Below are 17,924 nucleotides of genomic sequence, written 5' to 3' on the forward strand. Positions count from 1 at the left end.
GCTTCTTTTTTCTGGGGGGCTGGCGTCCCCGGTGCGTTTATCCTACTTTTGAAGCTCACTCCTCAACAGGGATAGAGTAGATGCAACGTCGGTTATGTGAACGCCTCGGGATCCTTCATCCCCTTATCCAGGCCCCGATGGCGGGGGTTACCACGCCATCGCTGGTCGCCGCCGTCAGTGAAGCCGGAGCCCTCGGCTCGCTGGCTGCCGGCTATCTTGGCGGCGAGCAGATTTATCATGCCTGCCGGGAGATCCAGGCCCGCACCTCACACCCTTTCTCCGTCAACCTGTTTGTACCGAATAAAATCACCGCCGAAGCGGAAGATATCGCCGCCGCCCATCGGGCGCTGCAACCCATAGCCCAACAGCTGGCTTTGGGCCCGCTCCCCTTGCCCGAGCAACCGGCGCCCGGGTTTGACGAGCAGTTCAGCGCCATACTGGAAGCCAATGTTCCCGTAGTGTCGTTTACCTTCGGGATCCTCAGCCAGGCCGAAATCACCGCGCTCAAGGCCCGCGATACCTTTATTATCGGCACCGCCACCTCCAAGGATGAAGCCTGTCAGCTGGAGGCTGCAGGAGTTGATGCCATCGTCGTCCAGGGGGGCGAGGCGGGGGGTCACAGGGGTAGCTTCAGCGCCCGCCAGGCGGCGTCTCCCCAAAGCCTGCTCACCCTGTTGCCCGAAGTGTCGAGCCAGGTCAGCCTGCCGGTGATTGCCGCCGGCGGTATCATGAACGGTCGGGGCATGGCCGCCGCCATGGCCATGGGCGCGGCGGCGGTGCAACTGGGGACCGCTTTCCTGTTTACGCCCGAGGCGGCCATCAATACCGCCTACCGGCGGGCACTGCTGGCCGCCAGGGGGGAAGATACCCAACTGACCCGGGTGTTCTCCGGCAAATTGGCCCGCGGCATCAACAATGCCATGATGCGTCGGCTGGCCGAAGCGCCCGTCGCGCCCTATCCTCTGCAACACCTGCTCACCCAACCGCTCCGGCAGGCGGCAGCCAGGCAGGATAACGAGGAGTATTTATCCCTGTGGGCGGGCGAAGGAGTGGCGATGGGCAGGGAGCTCCCGGTCGCAGATCTCGTGGCCCTGCTAATAAAGGAGAGTCACAACATTGCGCCACTGGATGAACAGGACCTGGTGGACGTGTAATACCAATTCAAATAAAGGTCTGATCTTTCTCAAACCGGAACTCAGAGGCAACACAGCCGCCTCCCACGACACGCCATGAACTCCTCCTAAGCTGCCCGCAGACCGCGCCAACAGGCGACTCTAGTGCATCAAGGAGGACAAAGGTTGGCATAATCATCAAACAGATCAAGTATTTAATACGATGGGGTATGAATCAGTAAAAACAAAGCCCGCTTATGCGGGCCTTGTGATTTCCAAGAAGGCAGCTTACGCCCCCTGCCGCCGAGCCGTCACCGCCTTGGCCAGCGAGGCCAGCAGCCGTTCGGTATCGTCCCAGCCGATGCAGGCATCGGTAATGCTCTGCCCGAAAGTCAGCTCCTTGCCTTCTATAAGATCCTGGCGCCCTTCGATCAGATGACTTTCGACCATGACCCCGAAGATGCCCTGGTTGCCGCCGGCGATCTGCCCGCATACATCCTCGCACACCACCATTTGCCGCTGATACTGTTTGCTGCTGTTGGCATGGCTGAAGTCGATCATCACCTTATTCGGCAGGCCGGACTTTTCCAGCCCGGCAAACACCGCCGCCACATGCTCGGCGCTGTAATTGGGTTCCTTGCCACCGCGCAGTATGATATGACAATCCGGGTTGCCGGCGGTGGACACTATCGCCGAGTGGCCGTATTTGGTAACCGACAGGAAGTGGTGAGGGGCACTGGCCGCGCCGATGGCATCGACCGCCACCTTGATGGTGCCGTCTGTACCATTCTTGAAACCCACCGGACAGGACAGGCCGGAGGCCAGTTCCCGATGCACCTGGGATTCTGTGGTGCGCGCACCTATGGCCCCCCAACTCATCAGGTCAGCCACGTATTGGGGGGTGATCATGTCAAGAAATTCACTGGCAGTCGGCAGCCCCAGATCGTTTAAATCAAGCAGCAATTTGCGGCCGATACGCAGGCCGTCATTGATCTGGAAGCTGTTGTCCATATAAGGATCGTTGATCAGTCCCTTCCAGCCCACGGTAGTACGCGGTTTTTCGAAATAGACCCGCATCACGATTTCCAACCGGTCGGCATATTTGTCCCGTAACGGCTTGAGCTGTTTGCCGTACTCGATAGCGGCGACGGTATCATGAATGGAGCAGGGCCCGACAACCACCAGCAGCCGATCGTCTTCTCCGGCCAGGATGCGGTGAATGGCCTGACGGGATTCAAACACTGTGGTCGAGGCGGTGTCCGTTGCCGGGTATTTTTCCAAAACCGCTACCGGGGGTAACAGCTCCTTGATTTCATTGATACGAATATCGTCTGTCTGGTAATGCATACTAAATCCTGACTGCTAATTGCGTGGGCGCGTACCCAAAAAAATTATTTTCAATCTATCCCGAGCGGGGCCCGGCTGTAAACGTTCAATCCCGCTTTATCGGCAGATAACCTGGATAAGCGGTCCCTATCGAAGTCATAGGAATATTCAACTTGCCATCAAGATGATAACGATTATCATTTACCCCTATAGACCCGAGGAGAACAGCACCATGATCAAGACCCTGACCTTCGCCACAGTGCACTTTACCGTTGCCTTCAGCGTGGCCTACCTGCTAAGCGGTGACCTGCTGATCGGCGGCCTGATCGCCCTGATTGAGCCCATGATCAACACGGTGGCCTATTATTTTCATGAAAAAGTGTGGAGCAAATACGGCCGGCGTCGCCAGCTTGGGCTGGACAACAAGGTGCTGCCGGTGTGAACATGCCCACATCAAGCACCTTAACGAGAGTCCAGCATGAGCTACACATTGACCACCGCCGATAAAAATGCCGCCCAGACAATGCGGGATGACGAACGCTTCAATCACTTTGTAGCCCGGGTCTGTGAGCACCAGGAGCTGTGGATCCTGACCGACGAGCACGGCTGCATGATGCTTACCTCCGACGACGACGAAGATTGCATCCCGGTCTGGCCTCATGCCGACTACGCCCAAGACTGGGCCAGGGACGACTGGAGCCATTGCACCCCGGAAGCCCTCAGCCTGCAAGTCTGGCTGGCCCGCTGGGTACCCGGCATGGAAGAGGACGAACTGCTGGTGGCGGTCTTCCCGACACTGGATGAAACCGGTGTGGTGGTCGAGCCCCGGGAGCTGGCAGAGGCTATCGCCCGCAAACAAAAGCAGGGACGCCATAACTGATGCAGATCTGGGTCGATGCCGACGCCTGCCCCAAGGTAATTCGGGACATTTTATTTCGGGCCGCCGAGCGTACCGGCACCGAGCTTGTCATGGTTGCCAACCACAGCCTACCGCTGCCACCCTCCCCCCTGATCAGGCAACTGCAGGTCCCCAAGGGATTCGATATCGCCGATAACGAAATCGTGGCGCGCATTGTCGCCGGCGACATTCTGATCACCGCCGATATCCCCCTGGCTGCGGATGCCCTGGCCAAGGGAGCCCGGGTACTCAGCCCACGGGGAGAACGCTTCGATAACGGCACCATTCGCGCCAAGCTGACCATGCGGGACTTTATGGATACCCTGCGCTCCAGCGGGGTACAGACCGGCGGACCCGCCAGCCTGAATCAGGCCGACCGCCAGGCCTTTGCCAACCAGCTGGATCAATTGTTGCGCCAATAGCTGCCAAATGATCCGCTAAATCCCGGGATTTACGCACCCGGCTTGGGCTACACTGCCGCTTTAGATCCGGCGAAAAAGGAGCCGTTCGTGCGTAACTTCCTGGTTGTTAAAAACTCGGTTAAACCCCTGTTGCTGTTATTGACGTCACTGCTGCTGAGTGCCTGCGCCGGGCTCAGCCAGTACAGCGTATCGGAAAGCGAAATAGAAAGATCTCTCTATACCCTGCTGGAACAGAAAGCGCCCCAGCTCAGCCAGGGGCTGGTTCAGACCCGGATAGACAACCTCCGGCTGGCGATAGGACCGGACAACCGCCAGGTGGTGCGCCTCGATCTGCAGGGTGAAACCGCCATCAATGCCCTGGTGGCTCGCTTCCCGGCCAGGCTGGATCTGGTGATCGAAGGCCGGCCCGTCTATGACCGTCAGCAGAACGCTATCTACTTGCGGGATCTCAACCTGTTGCAGAGCAAGGTCAATGCTTTCGGCTACCAGGGGGACATGTCCGCCGCCTCGGTCGGCATGATGCAGCTGGTTCGGGCTGTGCTGGAAAACCAACCGGTGTATCGTCTGGACGACAGCCGTTACGGTTGGCTGACCAAGGCCCCCATCGCCATGGATATCATGCCCGGGCGTCTGGTTTTCAGCCCCCGCTTCAGCGATTAGCCCCCCAGGTCCAATAACCTGCATCACCAATGGCATATTGTTAGGCAATTAGCCTACAATATGCCATTGTGTGTGGTCTCGGGTTAGTCAATAAGGCAGGTGTGCTATCAACACGTCAATCCTAATGGTATTTATCCCTACCTTTTTCTTTGTTTCTGTCACGCCTGGCATGTGCATGACACTGGCGTTGTCGCTGGGCATGACGGTCGGCGTACGCCGAGCCCTGTGGATGATGCTGGGCGAGCTGGCCGGTGTCGGCCTGGTTGCCTGCCTGGCGGTGATTGGGGTTGCGGCCCTGATGCTGCAATATCCCCAGCTGTTCCTGCTGCTGAAGTATGGCGGTGGTCTCTATCTGGCCTATTTGGGGGTCCAGCTTTGGCGTTCCAAGGGCAAGCTGGCCCTGAGCCCGGTTGATCTGGGTCCGCGCCATATTCCCGCCGGCACCTTGGTAAGCCAGGGCTTTGTCACGGCCATCGCCAATCCCAAGGGCTGGGCGTTTTTTATCGCCCTGCTGCCCCCCTTTATCGACAGCCAAGCACCGCTTGCCGGCCAGCTGATCAGCCTGGTGGCCATTATCCTCTCCCTGGAATTTATCTGCCTGCTGCTCTACGCCAGCGGCGGCCGAACCCTGAGCCGGGTATTGCTGCAAAAAGGCAAAGTGCAATTAATGAATCGAATCGCCGGCAGTCTGATGCTGGGTGTGGCATTATGGTTGGCGCTGGGCTGAACTGCCGCTCGGCAGGTCGCCGGGCCGGGCTGACCCTCATCCTGGTACTGATGGTACTGAGCATCTGTCTGAGCCAGCGGATGGGGCTGCAGCTTGCCTGCCCGGCCACCGGCGGTACCCTTTCCGCCGAGCAGCTGGCCGAGTCCCTGACTGGCGACGAGGCCGAACAACCGACACCAGGCCAGCCCTGTGATCTGTCGGGCAAGCTGCTGTTCAAGAACTGGTCGCTGCAGGACATCCCCCTGATCGGTCTGTTACTGCTGTTGGTGCTCTGGCTCCTGCTCCCGCCCCGTTACTTTTTCCACTTCCCGAGCCCACTGCGTTTTGCCACCCGACGAAGGCGGCATCTGCTCTTCTGCGTGTTCAGAGAATAGCCTCCGATACGTTGCGACTTATATTTAACGTATTGATTTTTAATAGGACTATTCATGATTAACATATTACTCGGCGGCCTGCTGCTGTTGCTGTCCGCCGGCCCGACACAGGCTCAAAGCACCGGCTGGCTGCAAAACCCCGATCATCCGCCGGTACAGGTCCGGCTGTCCCAGGCCGGCCACTTTGATGCTGCCAGCCGGCATTATCCGGCCTTGCTGGAAGTCGCCCTGGATGATGACTGGAAAACCTATTGGCGTTCGCCGGGAGAAGGCGGAATAGCGCCGCGCATCGACTGGCAAGGTTCGGAAAACCTGGCCGCCGTTAACTGGCAATGGCCCACCCCCGAGCGGTTTATGCTGCTGGGGGTCGAGACCCAGGGCTACCAGGGCGAGGTGGCATTTCCACTGCAGTTGACTCCCGAGGATCCGAACCGGCCAATCCACCTCAATGCGACCCTTACCCTGCCCAGCTGCACCACCATCTGCGTGCTGACCGATTACCGGTTGCAGCTGGCGTTGACGCCGGACGAGATCATGGACTCGCTGCAATATGCCTATCAAAAGGCCCTCGCCCAGGTGCCCGGACCGGCCCGGCTGGTCAGCCTGGAGCGGTTGCTCTGGGACAAATCCCGCAAGCAGCTGCAGCTCAGCCTGATCGGCCCCCGGGACTGGCAACAGCCGGCGGTATTCATCGATGAGCTGGACACCAGTATGTTTACCCGGCCCCAGGTAACCCTGTCCGGAGATCGGCTCAATGCCCGTTTCACCGTCAGCAGCTGGGACGAGGCACTGAACCTCGCCGGAGCGTCGCTGACCGTCACCGTGGCCGACCAGGGGTTTGCCGAAGCGCTGTCCGGCACCGTCGAGGCCGCCGCCGTGCTCCCGGCCGAGCCGCCGTTCAGCCTGGCCCAGGCCCTGCTCTATGCCTTGCTGGGCGGCCTTATCCTCAATATCATGCCCTGCGTATTGCCGGTACTGGGGCTTAAACTGAACAGCCTGCTGCTCCGCACCCGCCACCCCCGGCAGGTGCGTCGCCCGCTGCTGCTATCTGCCACCGGCATACTGCTGTCGTTCTGGGGACTGGCCGGCTTTATGCTCCTGTTAACCTGGTCAGGAGCCAGCCTGGGCTGGGGAATACAATTCCAGCAACCGGGCTTTATCGCCTTTATGCTGCTGGTAACCAGCTTGTTTGCCTTCAACCTCCTGGGCCTGTTTACCATCCGGCTGCCCCATCGGCTGAATACCTGGCTGGCAACCCATTCCTATGGAGGGGATGCCGGGCACCTGCTGCAGGGAAGCTTCGCCACCCTGCTGGCGACCCCCTGCAGCGCCCCCTTCCTGGGTACGGCCGTGGCCGTGGCGCTGGCCTCTTCCCCGCCGGTACTGTTTGCCATCTTTACCGGTCTGGGGCTGGGCATGGCTCTGCCCTGGCTGCTGCTGGCGCTGTTCCCCGGCCTGACCCGTGCCATGCCCAGGCCCGGTCGCTGGATGCTGTGGGTTAAAGCCCTGTTCGGCCTGATGCTGCTGGCCACCAGCCTGTGGTTGCTGTCATTGCTCAGTCCGCATCTGGGCCTGAACGCCAGCCTGCTGCTGGCAACCATCCTGCTGCTATTGCCCCTGTTGTCCGCGCTCCGCCACCACGGCATCAAGGGCCTGCTGATCTGTCTGTCGGCCGGCAGCCTGCTGGTGGCAGGAGGTGGCTTGGTGGCGTTGCTGACCCAGCCTTACTGGGTCAACCCGGTGAAGGATGAACTCACCTGGGAACCGCTCGATGCCGGCCGCATCGAACAGCAAGTGGCCGAAGGCAAGCGGGTATTTATCGATATTACCGCCGACTGGTGTATCACCTGTCAGGCCAACAAAATAGGTGTGCTGTTACAGGAACCGGTTTACAGCGCCCTGCAGGATGAAGACCTGCTGCTAATGCGGGGGGACTGGACCCGACCCGACAGCAGGGTGACCGACTATTTGCGCGCCCACGGCCGGGCTGGTATTCCCTTTAACCAGGTGTTCGGCCCGGGCTCGCCCGACGGCCAGGCGCTGGAAGTACTACTCACCACAGAACGGGTGATGTCAGCACTGGATGCCGCCCGATGAGGCGCCTGCTCGGCTACGGCCTGCTGGTGCTGATGGTAATGACGGCGGTGGATCTATGGCGCAGCCGGGATCTGCCCGCCTCGGCCGACGTGCTGGGTGAACTGATCACGTTGGAAGGCCAATCTGTGGATCTGGCTGACCAAAGCCAGAAGGAGCCGGTACTGCTTTATGTGTGGGCCAGCTGGTGTGGGGTGTGCCGCTTTGTCTCACCCATGGTCGACCTGGTGCCCGGTCCGGTAATGAGCATCGCCATCGCCTCCGGCGACGATCGCCGGGTCGCCGCCTATATGCAAGCCAGAGGCCATGATTTTGAGGTAATCAACGACGCAGACAACCGACTGGCGCGTACCCTTGGCATTGGCGTTACCCCCACCCTGATGGTAGTGCATAAAGGACAGCTGAAACTCGCCACCACCGGCTTTACAACTCTGCCGGGCATGATGCTGCGACGCTGGCTGGTGAGGTTGGGGGACTAGGGCTTAGGAACTCGTAATATAGGATTGGGGCCAGGAGCGAGTCTCTTTTCCCCGATCCCGACTTTCAAAACAGCACCCGCCGCCCCTTGATACAATCCCGGCAGATGGGTTCACCACCCAGAGAACCCAGCATTTCAGGCGGAAAGCGCTTGCCGCAACTGGCGCACTCGCGAAACGATTTCAGACGAAAGGCAATGGTATCATCCACCAGCGCCATCAGCTGTTCCAGGCTTCCGTTGCGCTCCTCCACCACCCCTTGCAGCCGTGGCTTGGCGGTCTGGATATCATGGTGACGCCATTCGATTGCCGGCAGCAGCACCTCGGCCTTGTTGGGTTGAAAATCCACTATGGCCAGGGGGGGCTCGCCGATAAACAGGGTATTGGCCCCTTGCACCGGATAAGGCAACTGGGTTTTCAGATGCTGTCGCCACGACTCCAGGGTGAGCGACAAAGGCATCGCCAACAACAGGGCATCCAGCAACTTGGACGGCATAACAAAACCTCTCTTTAAAAAGCCCGCTTACTGACAAATGCCGCTCCGTTGATACGGTGCAGGAAAAGGCCTCCGCGCCAACACGCAGCAGGCACCTCCCTGTGTGCTCAGCGATGGCGTCTAACCGCCATGGATGTCAGGTCGAAACGCAGACGCCTTTTTCTACCTGTCATCGCTGTTGGTTCAGAAAGGCCTTCCCCTTCCCAAGGGAACGGCATTACGCGTTACTGACGGATTAAATAATCGGCCTGACCTATCCACTTATAGCTGGTCAGCTCCTCCAGCCCCATGGGGCCGCGGGCATGCAGCTTCTGGGTAGAAACCGCCACCTCGGCCCCCAGACCAAACTGGGCGCCATCGGTGAAACGGGTTGACGCATTGACGTACACAGCCGCAGACGGCGCGCCATTGATAAAACGCTCGGCACTGGCCAGGTCATTAGTCAGGATCGCATCGGAGTGGCTGGCATTATAGGCGCGCAGATGGGCCAGAGCCTCATTGACATCCGCCACCAGCCTGACCCCCAGGGTCAGACTCAACCACTCGGTATCAAAATCACCGGCCTCGGCAACACGGACCTGGGCCGGTCCTTGCTGCAGATGGGCCAGCGCCTCCTGGTCCGCCACCAGTGTCACCCCTCTGGCCGCCATGGTCGCACTCAGCCGCGGTAAAAATTCCGTTGCAATATCCCGGTGCACCAGCAGCGTGTCCAGGGCATTGCAGGCGCTGGGCCTGTGGGTCTTGGCATTGTCTACCACCGCCAGAGCACGGGTCAAATCGGCGCTGGCGTCGACAAAGGTATGGCTAATACCGAATCCACCGATGATTACCGGTATGGTCGCCTGCTCCTTGCACAACTGGTGCAGGCCGGGGCCGCCCCGCGGGATGATCATGTCCACATAACGATCCAGCTTGAGCAGGCCGCTGACCCACTCCCGTCCCGGCTCGCTGATATATTGCACACAGCCCGCAGGTAATTCGCTCACCGCCAGGGCCTGCTGGATCACCTCGACCAGCTGCTGATTGGTATGGAAGGTTTCCCGACCGCCGCGCAAGATACTGGCATTGCCGGTTTTCAGGCACAGGGCGGCGATATCGATGGTAACATTGGGCCTGGCTTCATAAATCACCCCCACCACGCCCAGCGGCACCCGCCGACGGGACAGGCGCATACCGTTTTCCAGCACCCGGGACTCCAGCTCGCTGCCGACCGGATCCTGTAACGACACCACATTGCGAACATCATCGGCAATGGCCTTCAGGCGAGCCGGGTTCAACATCAAGCGGTCGAGCATGGCTTCCGCCATGCCCTTCTCCCGGGCGGCGCTCAGATCCTGCTCGTTGGCGGCCAGGATCCGCGAGGCATTGGCCTCCAGCGCATCGGCCATGGCCAGCAAGGCACCGTTCTTTACCCGGGTCGCGGTTTCAGCCAAGACATAAGCGGCGTCCTGGGCCGCCTTACCCATCTGTTCTAAATTCATCTTGTCTCCTACAAGAGCACCAAGTCGTCTCTGTGAATGGCCACACTACCGTAACCATACCCTAACAGGGTTTCGATGTGTTCCGAGTGTTGGCCTTTAATCCGGTTCAAATCGAGGGCGTCGTAACGACAGATGCCCCGTGCCAGTTCGCGGCCTTCCGGATTGACGATACGAACCGCCTCTCCTCGACGGAAACGTCCGTCTACCTTCACTATGCCTTTGGGCAACAGGCTCGAGCCCTTGTCCCTGACCGCACTGACGGCGCCGCCGTCGATATGGATCTCGCCATGGGGAGGCGGCCCGGCCAGGATCCAGCGCTTGCGGCTTTCCAGGGGCGTCGCCAGGGCCGGAAACCGGGTACCGATCCGTTCGCCCTTGGCCAACCGACCGATAACTTCCGGCATCTGCCCGGTGGCAATCACCACATCGACACCGGCCCGCCGGGCTACATCGGCCGCCTGCAGCTTGGTGGCCATGCCGCCGGTGCCCAGGCCGCTGATACTACCGCCGGCCAGCTTGCGCAGGGTATCGTCGATGGTCTGCACCTCTTCAATCAACTGCGCCTTGGGATCATGGCGGGGATCGGCGGTAAACAGGCCCTTTTGATCGGTCAGCAGGATCAGCAGATCCGCATTGGCAAGGATGGCGGCGCGGGCCGACAGGTTATCGTTGTCGCCCACCTTGATCTCATTGGTGGCCACAGCGTCGTTTTCGTTGATGACCGGGATGATACGGTGATCGAGCAAGGCCCGCAGGGAGTCCCTGGCGTTGAGGTAACGTTCCCGATCTTCCAGATCCGCACGGGTCAGCAATATCTGCCCCACATGCAGACCATAAATATTAAACAAGGCCTGCCAGCTCTGGATCAACTGGGTCTGCCCCACCGCCGCCAGCATCTGTTTATTGGCCATGGTGCTGGCCAGCTCGGGAAAGCCCAGGTGTTCCCGCCCGGCGGCGATGGCCGCCGAGGTGACCACGATGATCCTGTGGCCGGCCCTGTGCAGACTGGCACACTGTCGCACCAGCTCCACCATATGCGCCCGGTCCAAATGGCGGGTGCCCCCCGTAAGTACGCTGGTGCCCAGTTTAACAACTATGGTTTTGCCTTTCATGGAACGCCCTTCGGCTCCTTAATAACAGCAATGCCGGCACAGCCGGCAAAAAGAAATATCAAAAGACGCTTGTGGTGTTTAAGTGTTCGTCCGTGCGCGCATTATGCCGCGCTGAGCAGGTGGCTCTCTCCCAGGGCCGGTGACGGCACCACCTTCAGGCCAAGCCCGTCCAGACACAGTCCCAGTTTCTCATAAAACTCTCGCAGGGTCCGAACCACTTCATCCTGATGTTTCTTCGGCACTGCCTGGGGTTTCCACTCACCGGCCGCATCATAGAAGCCCAGGGTATAGTGGAATTCAAAGGTATCTTCCGTTTTCATCGTCAAGATCATCCACCAGCCCCAGAACTCCCGTAGTTCGGGTGCCGCCTTGGCGCTGGCACAGACGGCCAGACAATCAAAGAAATATCGAGACTCAGCCGACATCTCACTGCGCAAGTAAGGGCCGATAGCAGCCAGTTTACGTAACAGTTGATGATGAGTAGCCTTTTCTGTAGTCATGCCTGCCTCCCTGGTAACTAGCCTATATGTAACGTTTTTTAGCCCAAGGGTAAAGGGCGCCCCCACGCATCTTCCTAAAAAGTCGGACAACTGGCGATAAGGTCGGCATCAGAAGTGCGCCAACAGCCAGTCCCGGGCTTGCTGCAGCGCCACCCCGTACACATCGAACAGCGGTAACTTGTCCAGCACCAGCGCCTTGCCGCCCCGGCTGGCGGCGGCCAGGGCCTGGGTATCCTGCTCAGGGCAGATAAAGTCCCGCTTGTGTCCGATGCTCAATATCGGCACCGTGGTCCTGCTTCTCAGCAGTCCCTGGTTCTTTAACGAGAACTCCTGGCAGCGGTAAAACAGTTGCTCCCAGTCATTACTGCGGGCACCCAGACGATTGGCGATAGTATCCCGCAACATGGGCGGTGTCTGCATAAAGCGCGCTTGCTCGCTAAAATAGCGATGGCCGGCCCCGGCAATACTCACCACGGTGCGCAGCTTGAAGGGCGCCAGAAAGGCCAGCCGCCCCACCACATTGCCGCCCATCCTGACCCCCAGCAATGCCACCCTGCGTTCATCCACCCAGGGTATATTGGGCACATAGTCCAGTACTGCCTGATGCAGGCGGCTGCTGTCTTGTACCAGCGGCCAATGGGCCGAATAGCCCACCCCCGGCATATCCACCGTCAGCATGGCGATGCCAACAGGGGCCAGGAAGTCTTGATAGAAGCGCTGAAAATCAAGCTGGATACTGTCCAGGCTGCCGCTGACAATCACCAGGGGACATGGCTTGTCCAGCCGGGGCAGATGCAGGTACCCCTGGACCCACTTGCCGTGGAAGGGGACTTTCAGCTCTTTCAGCGGCACCGGCTGCAGCTGCCCGGCCCGCCGGTAGGCCTGATTCGCCAGCTGTTGTGCCTGCAGGCCGAGACTATCGCCTTTGAGATGAGGATAACTGGCCAAGGCGAAATACCGGGCTGCCGCCAGAAACGCAAGACGGGCCTGCTCCGGCTCTGTTGCGGTCAGCGCCATGCCTTGTTGCAGCCGGGCTGAGCCCAGCTGACTCCATTCAAAAATCCAGTTGCCGCGTCTGTAGTCAGTGACCGTATCGAGCCAGCGATCCGCACTGCGCGGGCCCCGAGCGGCGGCCATTCGGGCCAGGGCCGCCTCGATTTCGATGCTGTCGGTACCCTGCCAGCGCCAGAAAGCCCGCTTTTGCAGCCGGTAAAAGCTCGACAGGTGGGCTCCATCGATATAAGGCGCCAGCGGCTCCTCCGTCATCCCTCGGGCCCCCTGGTATGAAATCGTGGAGGTCTCGGGCTGGTGCGCTGTCTGGGTAAACAGCCGCTCACTCAGGTTATCGTATGTTCCGCTCATCTGTGCTCCCTTGCCAGCCGCCATAAAATCAAAAGGCTCCCGAGGAGCCTTTTGATGATACCTTATTCTTCTTCACACAGGGGCGGTACGAAGGTCACGCTCATATCCCAGGGCTGCTCTATCCAGGTATCCTGGCCCACCCGCACCTCGAAGTCGTCCACCAGCGGCTCCCCCTTGGGCTTGGCAAACACGGTAATAAATTTTGCCTTGGGGTACAGCTCACGGATTACCCTGGCGGTGTTACCGGTATCAACCAGATCATCCACCACCAGAAAGCCCTCGCCATCGCCGGATACCTGCTTCAACACCTGCAGATCGGTCCGCTGATGATCATGGTCATAACTGGAAATACAAATGGTATCCACATGGCGGATACCCAGTTCACGCGCCATGATGGCTGCCGGGACCAGGCCACCGCGACTTACCGCGATGATGCCTTTCCACTGGCTGGCGGGCAGCTGACGGCGAGCCAGCTTCCGGGCTTCACGCTGAAAAGAGTCCCAGGTAACCACGAATTTGTTGGGCATAGAAAAAACCTTTGGGTGTTGGTATGCAGAGTCAAAGTATAGCGCCGTTGGTATCGACATTTTCCAGATAAAGAAAAGCCGGACAAAAGGCTGATGCCCTGCCCGATGTCAGACGCCCACGGATTTTAGTGGCCGCATTATAAAGAGTGAGTTCAACCTTGACCAGCGTTTCAGGTTTATTAGGGGACGCCCTGTCACGGATTATCCCGTTCATTCTTCGCCTTTCGGCCAACAGCCAGTCATCAGCCAGTCATCAGCCAGTCAGTTGGCTTGTAACTCCAATGCTGTTCTGCAATCCAGCGCAAGGTCACAGACCTGCAACTTATTGTGATATGTACCCTTCGATCCGAGCCTTAACAAGAATGTTGGGATAATATGGCTACCTACCAAGCGATCAAACTCCAGAGGGTATTCCATGGCCAGCATCAGTCAGTTATCACCATCTTTGCTTTGGCAATTCTTCGAGACCATCTGCAGTATTCCCCACCCTTCCCGCCATGAAGCCGCCCTGCGTCAGTGGATTGAGCAGTGGGCCCGGGACCGGAAGTTGGCGGTCACGCAGGACGGGGTCGGTAACCTTATTATCAGAAAGCCGGCCACCGCAGGCATGGAGGATTGCAAGGGGGTGATACTGCAGGCTCACATGGACATGGTGCCTCAGGCCAATGCGGATACCCGGCATGACTTCACCCGGGATCCTATCCAGCCCTATGTGGATGGCGACTGGGTCAGGGCCCGCGGCACCACCCTGGGAGCGGATAACGGTATCGGTCTGGCGGCCTGCCTGGCGGTACTCGCCGATCGACATGTGGAACACGGGCCGCTGGAAGTGCTGCTGACCATAGACGAAGAAAGCGGCATGACAGGGGCATTCGGCCTTGAACCCGGCCTGCTGCAAGGTGAAATACTGCTCAATACCGACTCCGAGCAGGATGGCGATGTTTATATGGGCTGTGCCGGCGGCATCGACGCCAATATCAGCCTGCCCTATGTGGCGGTCAGCCCCGACCGGCGACATCAGGCCTGGCGGCTGGCCATCACCGGACTGCGCGGCGGCCATTCGGGCATCAATATTCACCAGGGGCGGGCCAATGCCAACAAGCTGCTGACCGAGGTATTGCACGCGCTCGGCCAGCAACTGGAATTCGGCCTGGCCGAGCTGCACGGCGGCACCCTGCGCAATGCCATTTCCCGTGAGGCCTGGGCCACCATCACCCTGGCGCCTGAACACCTGGCGTGCCTGCATCACCTGCTCGAACAGTGGCAACAGCAGTTCAGCACCGAGTTTGCCGGGGTGGATGATTTCATACGCCTGAGCCTGACGGCCGAGCCGGAACTGCCTGGGCGCATCATGACACCGCAGCTGCAACAACGCCTGCTGGATGCGCTCTTGGCCTGCCCACATGGCGTGATCGCCACCAGCCGAACCATGGCCGAGACCATTGCTACCTCGACCAACCTGGGGGTGATCAAAACCGAGCAAGAGCGTATCTTTGTGCAATGTCTGATCCGTTCCCTCGATGACAGGGGCCGGGATCGGGTGGCCGAAATGACGGCAGCGGTGTTTCGTCTGGCCGGTGCCGATTGCCAGTTTGATGGTGCCTATCCCGGCTGGCAGCCGGATCCCGACTCACCGATCATGAAACTGGTGCTGGATACCCATAAGGAAATTTTCGGGGCCCTGCCGGCGGTCAAGGTAATCCATGCCGGTCTGGAATGCGGACTGTTCAAGGCCAGCTACCCCGACTGGGACATGGTGTCCTTCGGACCCACCATCCAGGGTGCTCATTCCCCCGATGAACGGGTACATATCAAGGCGGTAGAGCGCTTCTGGCTGCTGCTGACCCGGGTACTGCACCAGACACCGCGCCGCTAGGCGCGCCAGAGTCAGACAGATGGACGGGAGACAGCATGTTTAATTGGGCCGATTTGTCGTATGCTCAGGACAGATTTGCTTGAAAGGATAATCAGATGAAACTTTCTCCCCTCTGTCTATTGCTGGGCCTGCTGTCTGCTCCGGTACTGGCTGACAACCTGCTCAATAAGGCGGTCAGCTTTGGCCGTGAACTGCTGGACGAGACCCGCAAGCTGGCACCCGGTATTCAGAATGATCAGCGCAATATTCCCACCGGGACCCAAAGTCAGCAACTCAATGATGGCCGAGACAGTCCCGCCATCGAACCGGGCCGGGCCGCACCGGCTGTTCAGCTGCCACCATCAAATAATGTCCAGGCGCCACCGGTCAGTACCGGCAATAACCAGGGCTGGCAGATTGTGGAAGAGGATCATTTAAATCCTTGAGCAGTCCTTATCGCACCAATATGTGACGAACTTCAAAGTTTCACCCGTTCATGCTAGAATATGCGCCAGTCAAATCCAATAAAAAAGGAGAACAGAGATCAGTTCCTCTTCCATCACCTCATTCCTGGCACTGAGCGCAAGCTACCTGGGTGTCACCTCGACACATTCCCTGCAACACACGGTACATAAAAACCAAGAAAAGGCCACGACCGGCAACCTGTCTCCCAATCAGGAACAACTGAGCGGCACTGACGACAGCCTGACCGACTAAATCGCTGTTGCGAATAGCAGATCAGGCAGGAGAGCGAGCAGGCCTTGCCGAGCAGACCCTCTGCACCAGGGCCAGCAAGGGCTCCTGGCGTTCCGGTATTCCCACCATCCCAGCCATGATGGCGCTTCCAGGGGCGGGTTCACGGCGTGCCTGTGTTCCATGCCCGCGCGATGCAGCAATATCAGGAATGATTGTTTAGGGTCTCCCTTGCTGCGTATTAATTGCACCGAGGCTGTACTGCGCGGTGAACCCAATCAGTGCCAGTCCAAACTGAGCTGCTCGGTGTGCCGGTGTTCTCCCAGCTCCACACTGATACCCACCAGGCGCACTCCCCGTCCCCGACGACGGGACCAGGCTTGCTCCAGCAAGATCCGGGCCTGTTGCCAGTCCGGCTCAATACTGCGTCGGGACAGAGTGGTTTGTTGAAAGTCAGAAAACTTCAGCTTGATACAGAGTCCCTTGATTGGCCGTTCAGCCAGTCGATGCAGCAGATCCGGCCATAGCTTCGCCAGCACCGTCTCCCCTTCCGCCTCACCGTAAATATCGGCTGCAAGAGTGGTTTCCACCCCCACCGACTTCCTGATCCGCTCTACCTGCACCGGCCGCTCGTCCCTGCCCTGACAACGCTGCCAGAGTGATTGACCAAACTTGCCGAAGTGCTGCACCAGCGCGGCTTCACCGAAATCGGGCAGCTGGCCGCAGGTGTCCAGGCCCAGGGCCGCCAACTTTTCGGTGGTTTTCCGGCCTACACCGGGGATCCTGGCCAAGGGTAACCGGTACAGGAAATCGGCGACTGCCTCCGGCGGAAGCACGAACAAGCCATCGGGCTTGTTTTCTTCCGAGGCTATCTTGGCCAGGAACTTGTTGGGGGCCACGCCGGCGGAGGCCGTCAGCTGCAGCTCATCCCGGATGGTACGGCGAATATCCTCGGCGATACGGGTGGCGCTGCCCCGAAACAGGGGGCTGTCGGTCACATCCAGATAGGCCTCGTCCAGAGACAGGGGTTCGACCAGGGGAGTATAGCGTTGAAAGATCTCACGCAGCTGAGCGGACACGGCTTTATACAATGCCATATTGCCCGGTATCAACAACAGGTGCGGGCACTGTTGCAATGCCCGGTGACTGGGCATGGCCGAGCGGACCCCGTAGGCTCTCGCCGGATAGTTGCAGGTGGCAATCACTCCGCGCCGGCTGACACTGCCGCCGATGGCCAGGGGAATTTCTTGCCATTCCGGGTGGTCACGCATCTCGACGGCGGCAAAGAAACAGTCCATATCGATATGAATGATCTTGCGCACGGCTCTGGCTGGATAAATACACAGTATCCAGATGTTAGCCTAAATCAGCACAAGCGGGAAGCGGGAAGCGGGAAGCGGGAAGCCCAAAAGCATAGACCATACTTTCGTTGGCGCAACCTCATCGACAGCAGTTCATGCGAGAGCTGTAACATAGGCCCAGCCGGCTTAGGCAACAGGCCAAACAATGTTAAAAGCCGTGTGCCAGGGCCATAAACCACTCAGAGCGGCTTATGGCTTCAAGCTTACGGCTGACAGCTGCTGTTAGATGATGCGGTTTTCTTCCAGCATCTTGCGCCTGGCTTCTTCCTTGGCCATTTTCTTCTTGCGGTTATCACAAGGGTCCGGGCAGTCACAGGCCTTCTCGACACCGATCGAGCCCAGGCCGCCACAGGAGCCGGAGATGGACTTGCGCTGCACGATATAGCCGATTGCCATCGCGAAGATCACCAGGGAAAACACCCCAAAGGTAATGAAAAAATACAACATA

The 17,924-nt window shown here is 59.2% G+C and carries 20 protein-coding genes; 11 read left to right on the plus strand and 9 right to left on the minus strand.

The genetic code is table 11. The annotated features are described in order from the left end of the window. Positions 1-80: 80 nt before the first annotated feature. Complete coding sequence (locus tag DCS96_RS07850; protein WP_116473739.1) at positions 81-1,154, plus strand: NAD(P)H-dependent flavin oxidoreductase; 1,074 nt, start codon at positions 81-83, stop codon at positions 1,152-1,154. Between the two features lie 246 nt (positions 1,155-1,400). Here the strand turns inward: DCS96_RS07850 and aroG are convergent, their stop codons facing one another. Next, positions 1,401-2,459 (minus strand): 3-deoxy-7-phosphoheptulonate synthase AroG, encoded by a 1,059-nt coding sequence (gene aroG / locus DCS96_RS07855; RefSeq protein ID WP_116473740.1) that lies wholly within the window; start codon positions 2,457-2,459, stop codon positions 1,401-1,403. A gap of 211 nt (positions 2,460-2,670) precedes the next feature. On the opposite strand from aroG, the gene DCS96_RS07860 reads away from it, so the two are divergent. The 8 genes from DCS96_RS07860 (at position 2,671) to DCS96_RS07895 (ending at position 8,092) form a co-directional block, all read left to right on the plus strand. Further along, positions 2,671-2,880 (plus strand): DUF2061 domain-containing protein, encoded by a 210-nt coding sequence (locus tag DCS96_RS07860; protein ID WP_116473741.1) that lies wholly within the window; start codon positions 2,671-2,673, stop codon positions 2,878-2,880. 36 nt (positions 2,881-2,916) lie between these two features. After that, on the plus strand, positions 2,917-3,318 hold the full coding sequence (locus DCS96_RS07865; protein ID WP_116473742.1) for a DUF2750 domain-containing protein: 402 nt from the start codon (positions 2,917-2,919) through the stop codon (positions 3,316-3,318). Beyond that, a complete protein-coding gene (locus tag DCS96_RS07870; RefSeq protein ID WP_198649954.1) occupies positions 3,318-3,758 on the plus strand; it encodes a YaiI/YqxD family protein in 441 nt (146 codons plus the stop codon). The genes DCS96_RS07865 and DCS96_RS07870 overlap by 1 nt, the downstream gene beginning before the upstream one ends. Before the next feature lie 87 nt (positions 3,759-3,845). After that, positions 3,846-4,418, plus strand: coding sequence for a DUF1439 domain-containing protein (locus tag DCS96_RS07875; protein WP_232818204.1), 573 nt, complete (start codon positions 3,846-3,848; stop codon positions 4,416-4,418). Positions 4,419-4,542: 124 nt separating this feature from the next. Further along, positions 4,543-5,145 carry a LysE family translocator gene (locus tag DCS96_RS07880; protein WP_116473744.1) on the plus strand — a complete coding sequence of 201 codons (603 nt, stop codon included), beginning with the start codon at positions 4,543-4,545 and terminating at the stop codon, positions 5,143-5,145. Next, positions 5,127-5,519 (plus strand): hypothetical protein, encoded by a 393-nt coding sequence (locus DCS96_RS07885; protein ID WP_116473745.1) that lies wholly within the window; start codon positions 5,127-5,129, stop codon positions 5,517-5,519. The genes DCS96_RS07880 and DCS96_RS07885 overlap by 19 nt, the downstream gene beginning before the upstream one ends. Before the next feature lie 54 nt (positions 5,520-5,573). Then, complete coding sequence (locus DCS96_RS07890; RefSeq protein WP_116473746.1) at positions 5,574-7,616, plus strand: protein-disulfide reductase DsbD family protein; 2,043 nt, start codon at positions 5,574-5,576, stop codon at positions 7,614-7,616. Continuing rightward, positions 7,613-8,092 carry a protein disulfide oxidoreductase gene (locus tag DCS96_RS07895; RefSeq protein WP_116473747.1) on the plus strand — a complete coding sequence of 160 codons (480 nt, stop codon included), beginning with the start codon at positions 7,613-7,615 and terminating at the stop codon, positions 8,090-8,092. The genes DCS96_RS07890 and DCS96_RS07895 overlap by 4 nt, the downstream gene beginning before the upstream one ends. Before the next feature lie 64 nt (positions 8,093-8,156). On the opposite strand, the gene DCS96_RS07900 is transcribed toward DCS96_RS07895, so the two are convergent. The 6 genes from DCS96_RS07900 to gpt all read right to left on the minus strand — a co-directional run bounded on the left by DCS96_RS07900 (position 8,157) and on the right by gpt (position 13,567). Further along, on the minus strand, positions 8,157-8,585 hold the full coding sequence (locus tag DCS96_RS07900; protein ID WP_116473748.1) for a TraR/DksA C4-type zinc finger protein: 429 nt from the start codon (positions 8,583-8,585) through the stop codon (positions 8,157-8,159). 224 nt (positions 8,586-8,809) lie between these two features. Continuing rightward, positions 8,810-10,066: a glutamate-5-semialdehyde dehydrogenase gene (locus tag DCS96_RS07905; RefSeq protein ID WP_116473749.1), complete on the minus strand. Its 1,257-nt coding sequence runs from the start codon at positions 10,064-10,066 to the stop codon at positions 8,810-8,812. An 8-nt stretch (positions 10,067-10,074) separates the two neighbouring features. After that, positions 10,075-11,178 (minus strand): glutamate 5-kinase, encoded by a 1,104-nt coding sequence (gene proB, locus DCS96_RS07910; RefSeq protein ID WP_116473750.1) that lies wholly within the window; start codon positions 11,176-11,178, stop codon positions 10,075-10,077. 101 nt (positions 11,179-11,279) lie between these two features. Continuing rightward, positions 11,280-11,678, minus strand: a complete 399-nt coding sequence (gene crl / locus DCS96_RS07915; RefSeq protein ID WP_116473751.1) for a sigma factor-binding protein Crl — start codon at positions 11,676-11,678, stop codon at positions 11,280-11,282. A 108-nt stretch (positions 11,679-11,786) separates the two neighbouring features. Beyond that, positions 11,787-13,040, minus strand: coding sequence for an esterase FrsA (frsA, locus tag DCS96_RS07920; RefSeq protein ID WP_116473752.1), 1,254 nt, complete (start codon positions 13,038-13,040; stop codon positions 11,787-11,789). A 62-nt stretch (positions 13,041-13,102) separates the two neighbouring features. Next, complete coding sequence (gene gpt, locus DCS96_RS07925) at positions 13,103-13,567, minus strand: xanthine phosphoribosyltransferase (protein ID WP_116473753.1); 465 nt, start codon at positions 13,565-13,567, stop codon at positions 13,103-13,105. Between the two features lie 415 nt (positions 13,568-13,982). Between gpt and DCS96_RS07930 the strand changes: the two genes are divergently transcribed. Beyond that, positions 13,983-15,443, plus strand: a complete 1,461-nt coding sequence (locus tag DCS96_RS07930; protein ID WP_116473754.1) for an aminoacyl-histidine dipeptidase — start codon at positions 13,983-13,985, stop codon at positions 15,441-15,443. A 95-nt stretch (positions 15,444-15,538) separates the two neighbouring features. Further along, a complete protein-coding gene (locus DCS96_RS07935) occupies positions 15,539-15,868 on the plus strand; it encodes a hypothetical protein (protein ID WP_116473755.1) in 330 nt (109 codons plus the stop codon). A 525-nt stretch (positions 15,869-16,393) separates the two neighbouring features. Here DCS96_RS07935 and dinB read toward each other — a convergent pair. After that, complete coding sequence (gene dinB / locus DCS96_RS07940; RefSeq protein WP_116473756.1) at positions 16,394-17,437, minus strand: DNA polymerase IV; 1,044 nt, start codon at positions 17,435-17,437, stop codon at positions 16,394-16,396. 261 nt (positions 17,438-17,698) lie between these two features. Then, positions 17,699-17,923: a (Na+)-NQR maturation NqrM gene (gene nqrM, locus DCS96_RS07945; protein WP_116473757.1), complete on the minus strand. Its 225-nt coding sequence runs from the start codon at positions 17,921-17,923 to the stop codon at positions 17,699-17,701. Position 17,924 lies beyond the last annotated feature (1 nt).

The sequence above is a fragment of the Zobellella maritima genome (assembly GCF_003075035.1).
GTDB classification, from domain to species: domain Bacteria; phylum Pseudomonadota; class Gammaproteobacteria; order Enterobacterales; family Aeromonadaceae; genus Oceanimonas; species Oceanimonas maritima.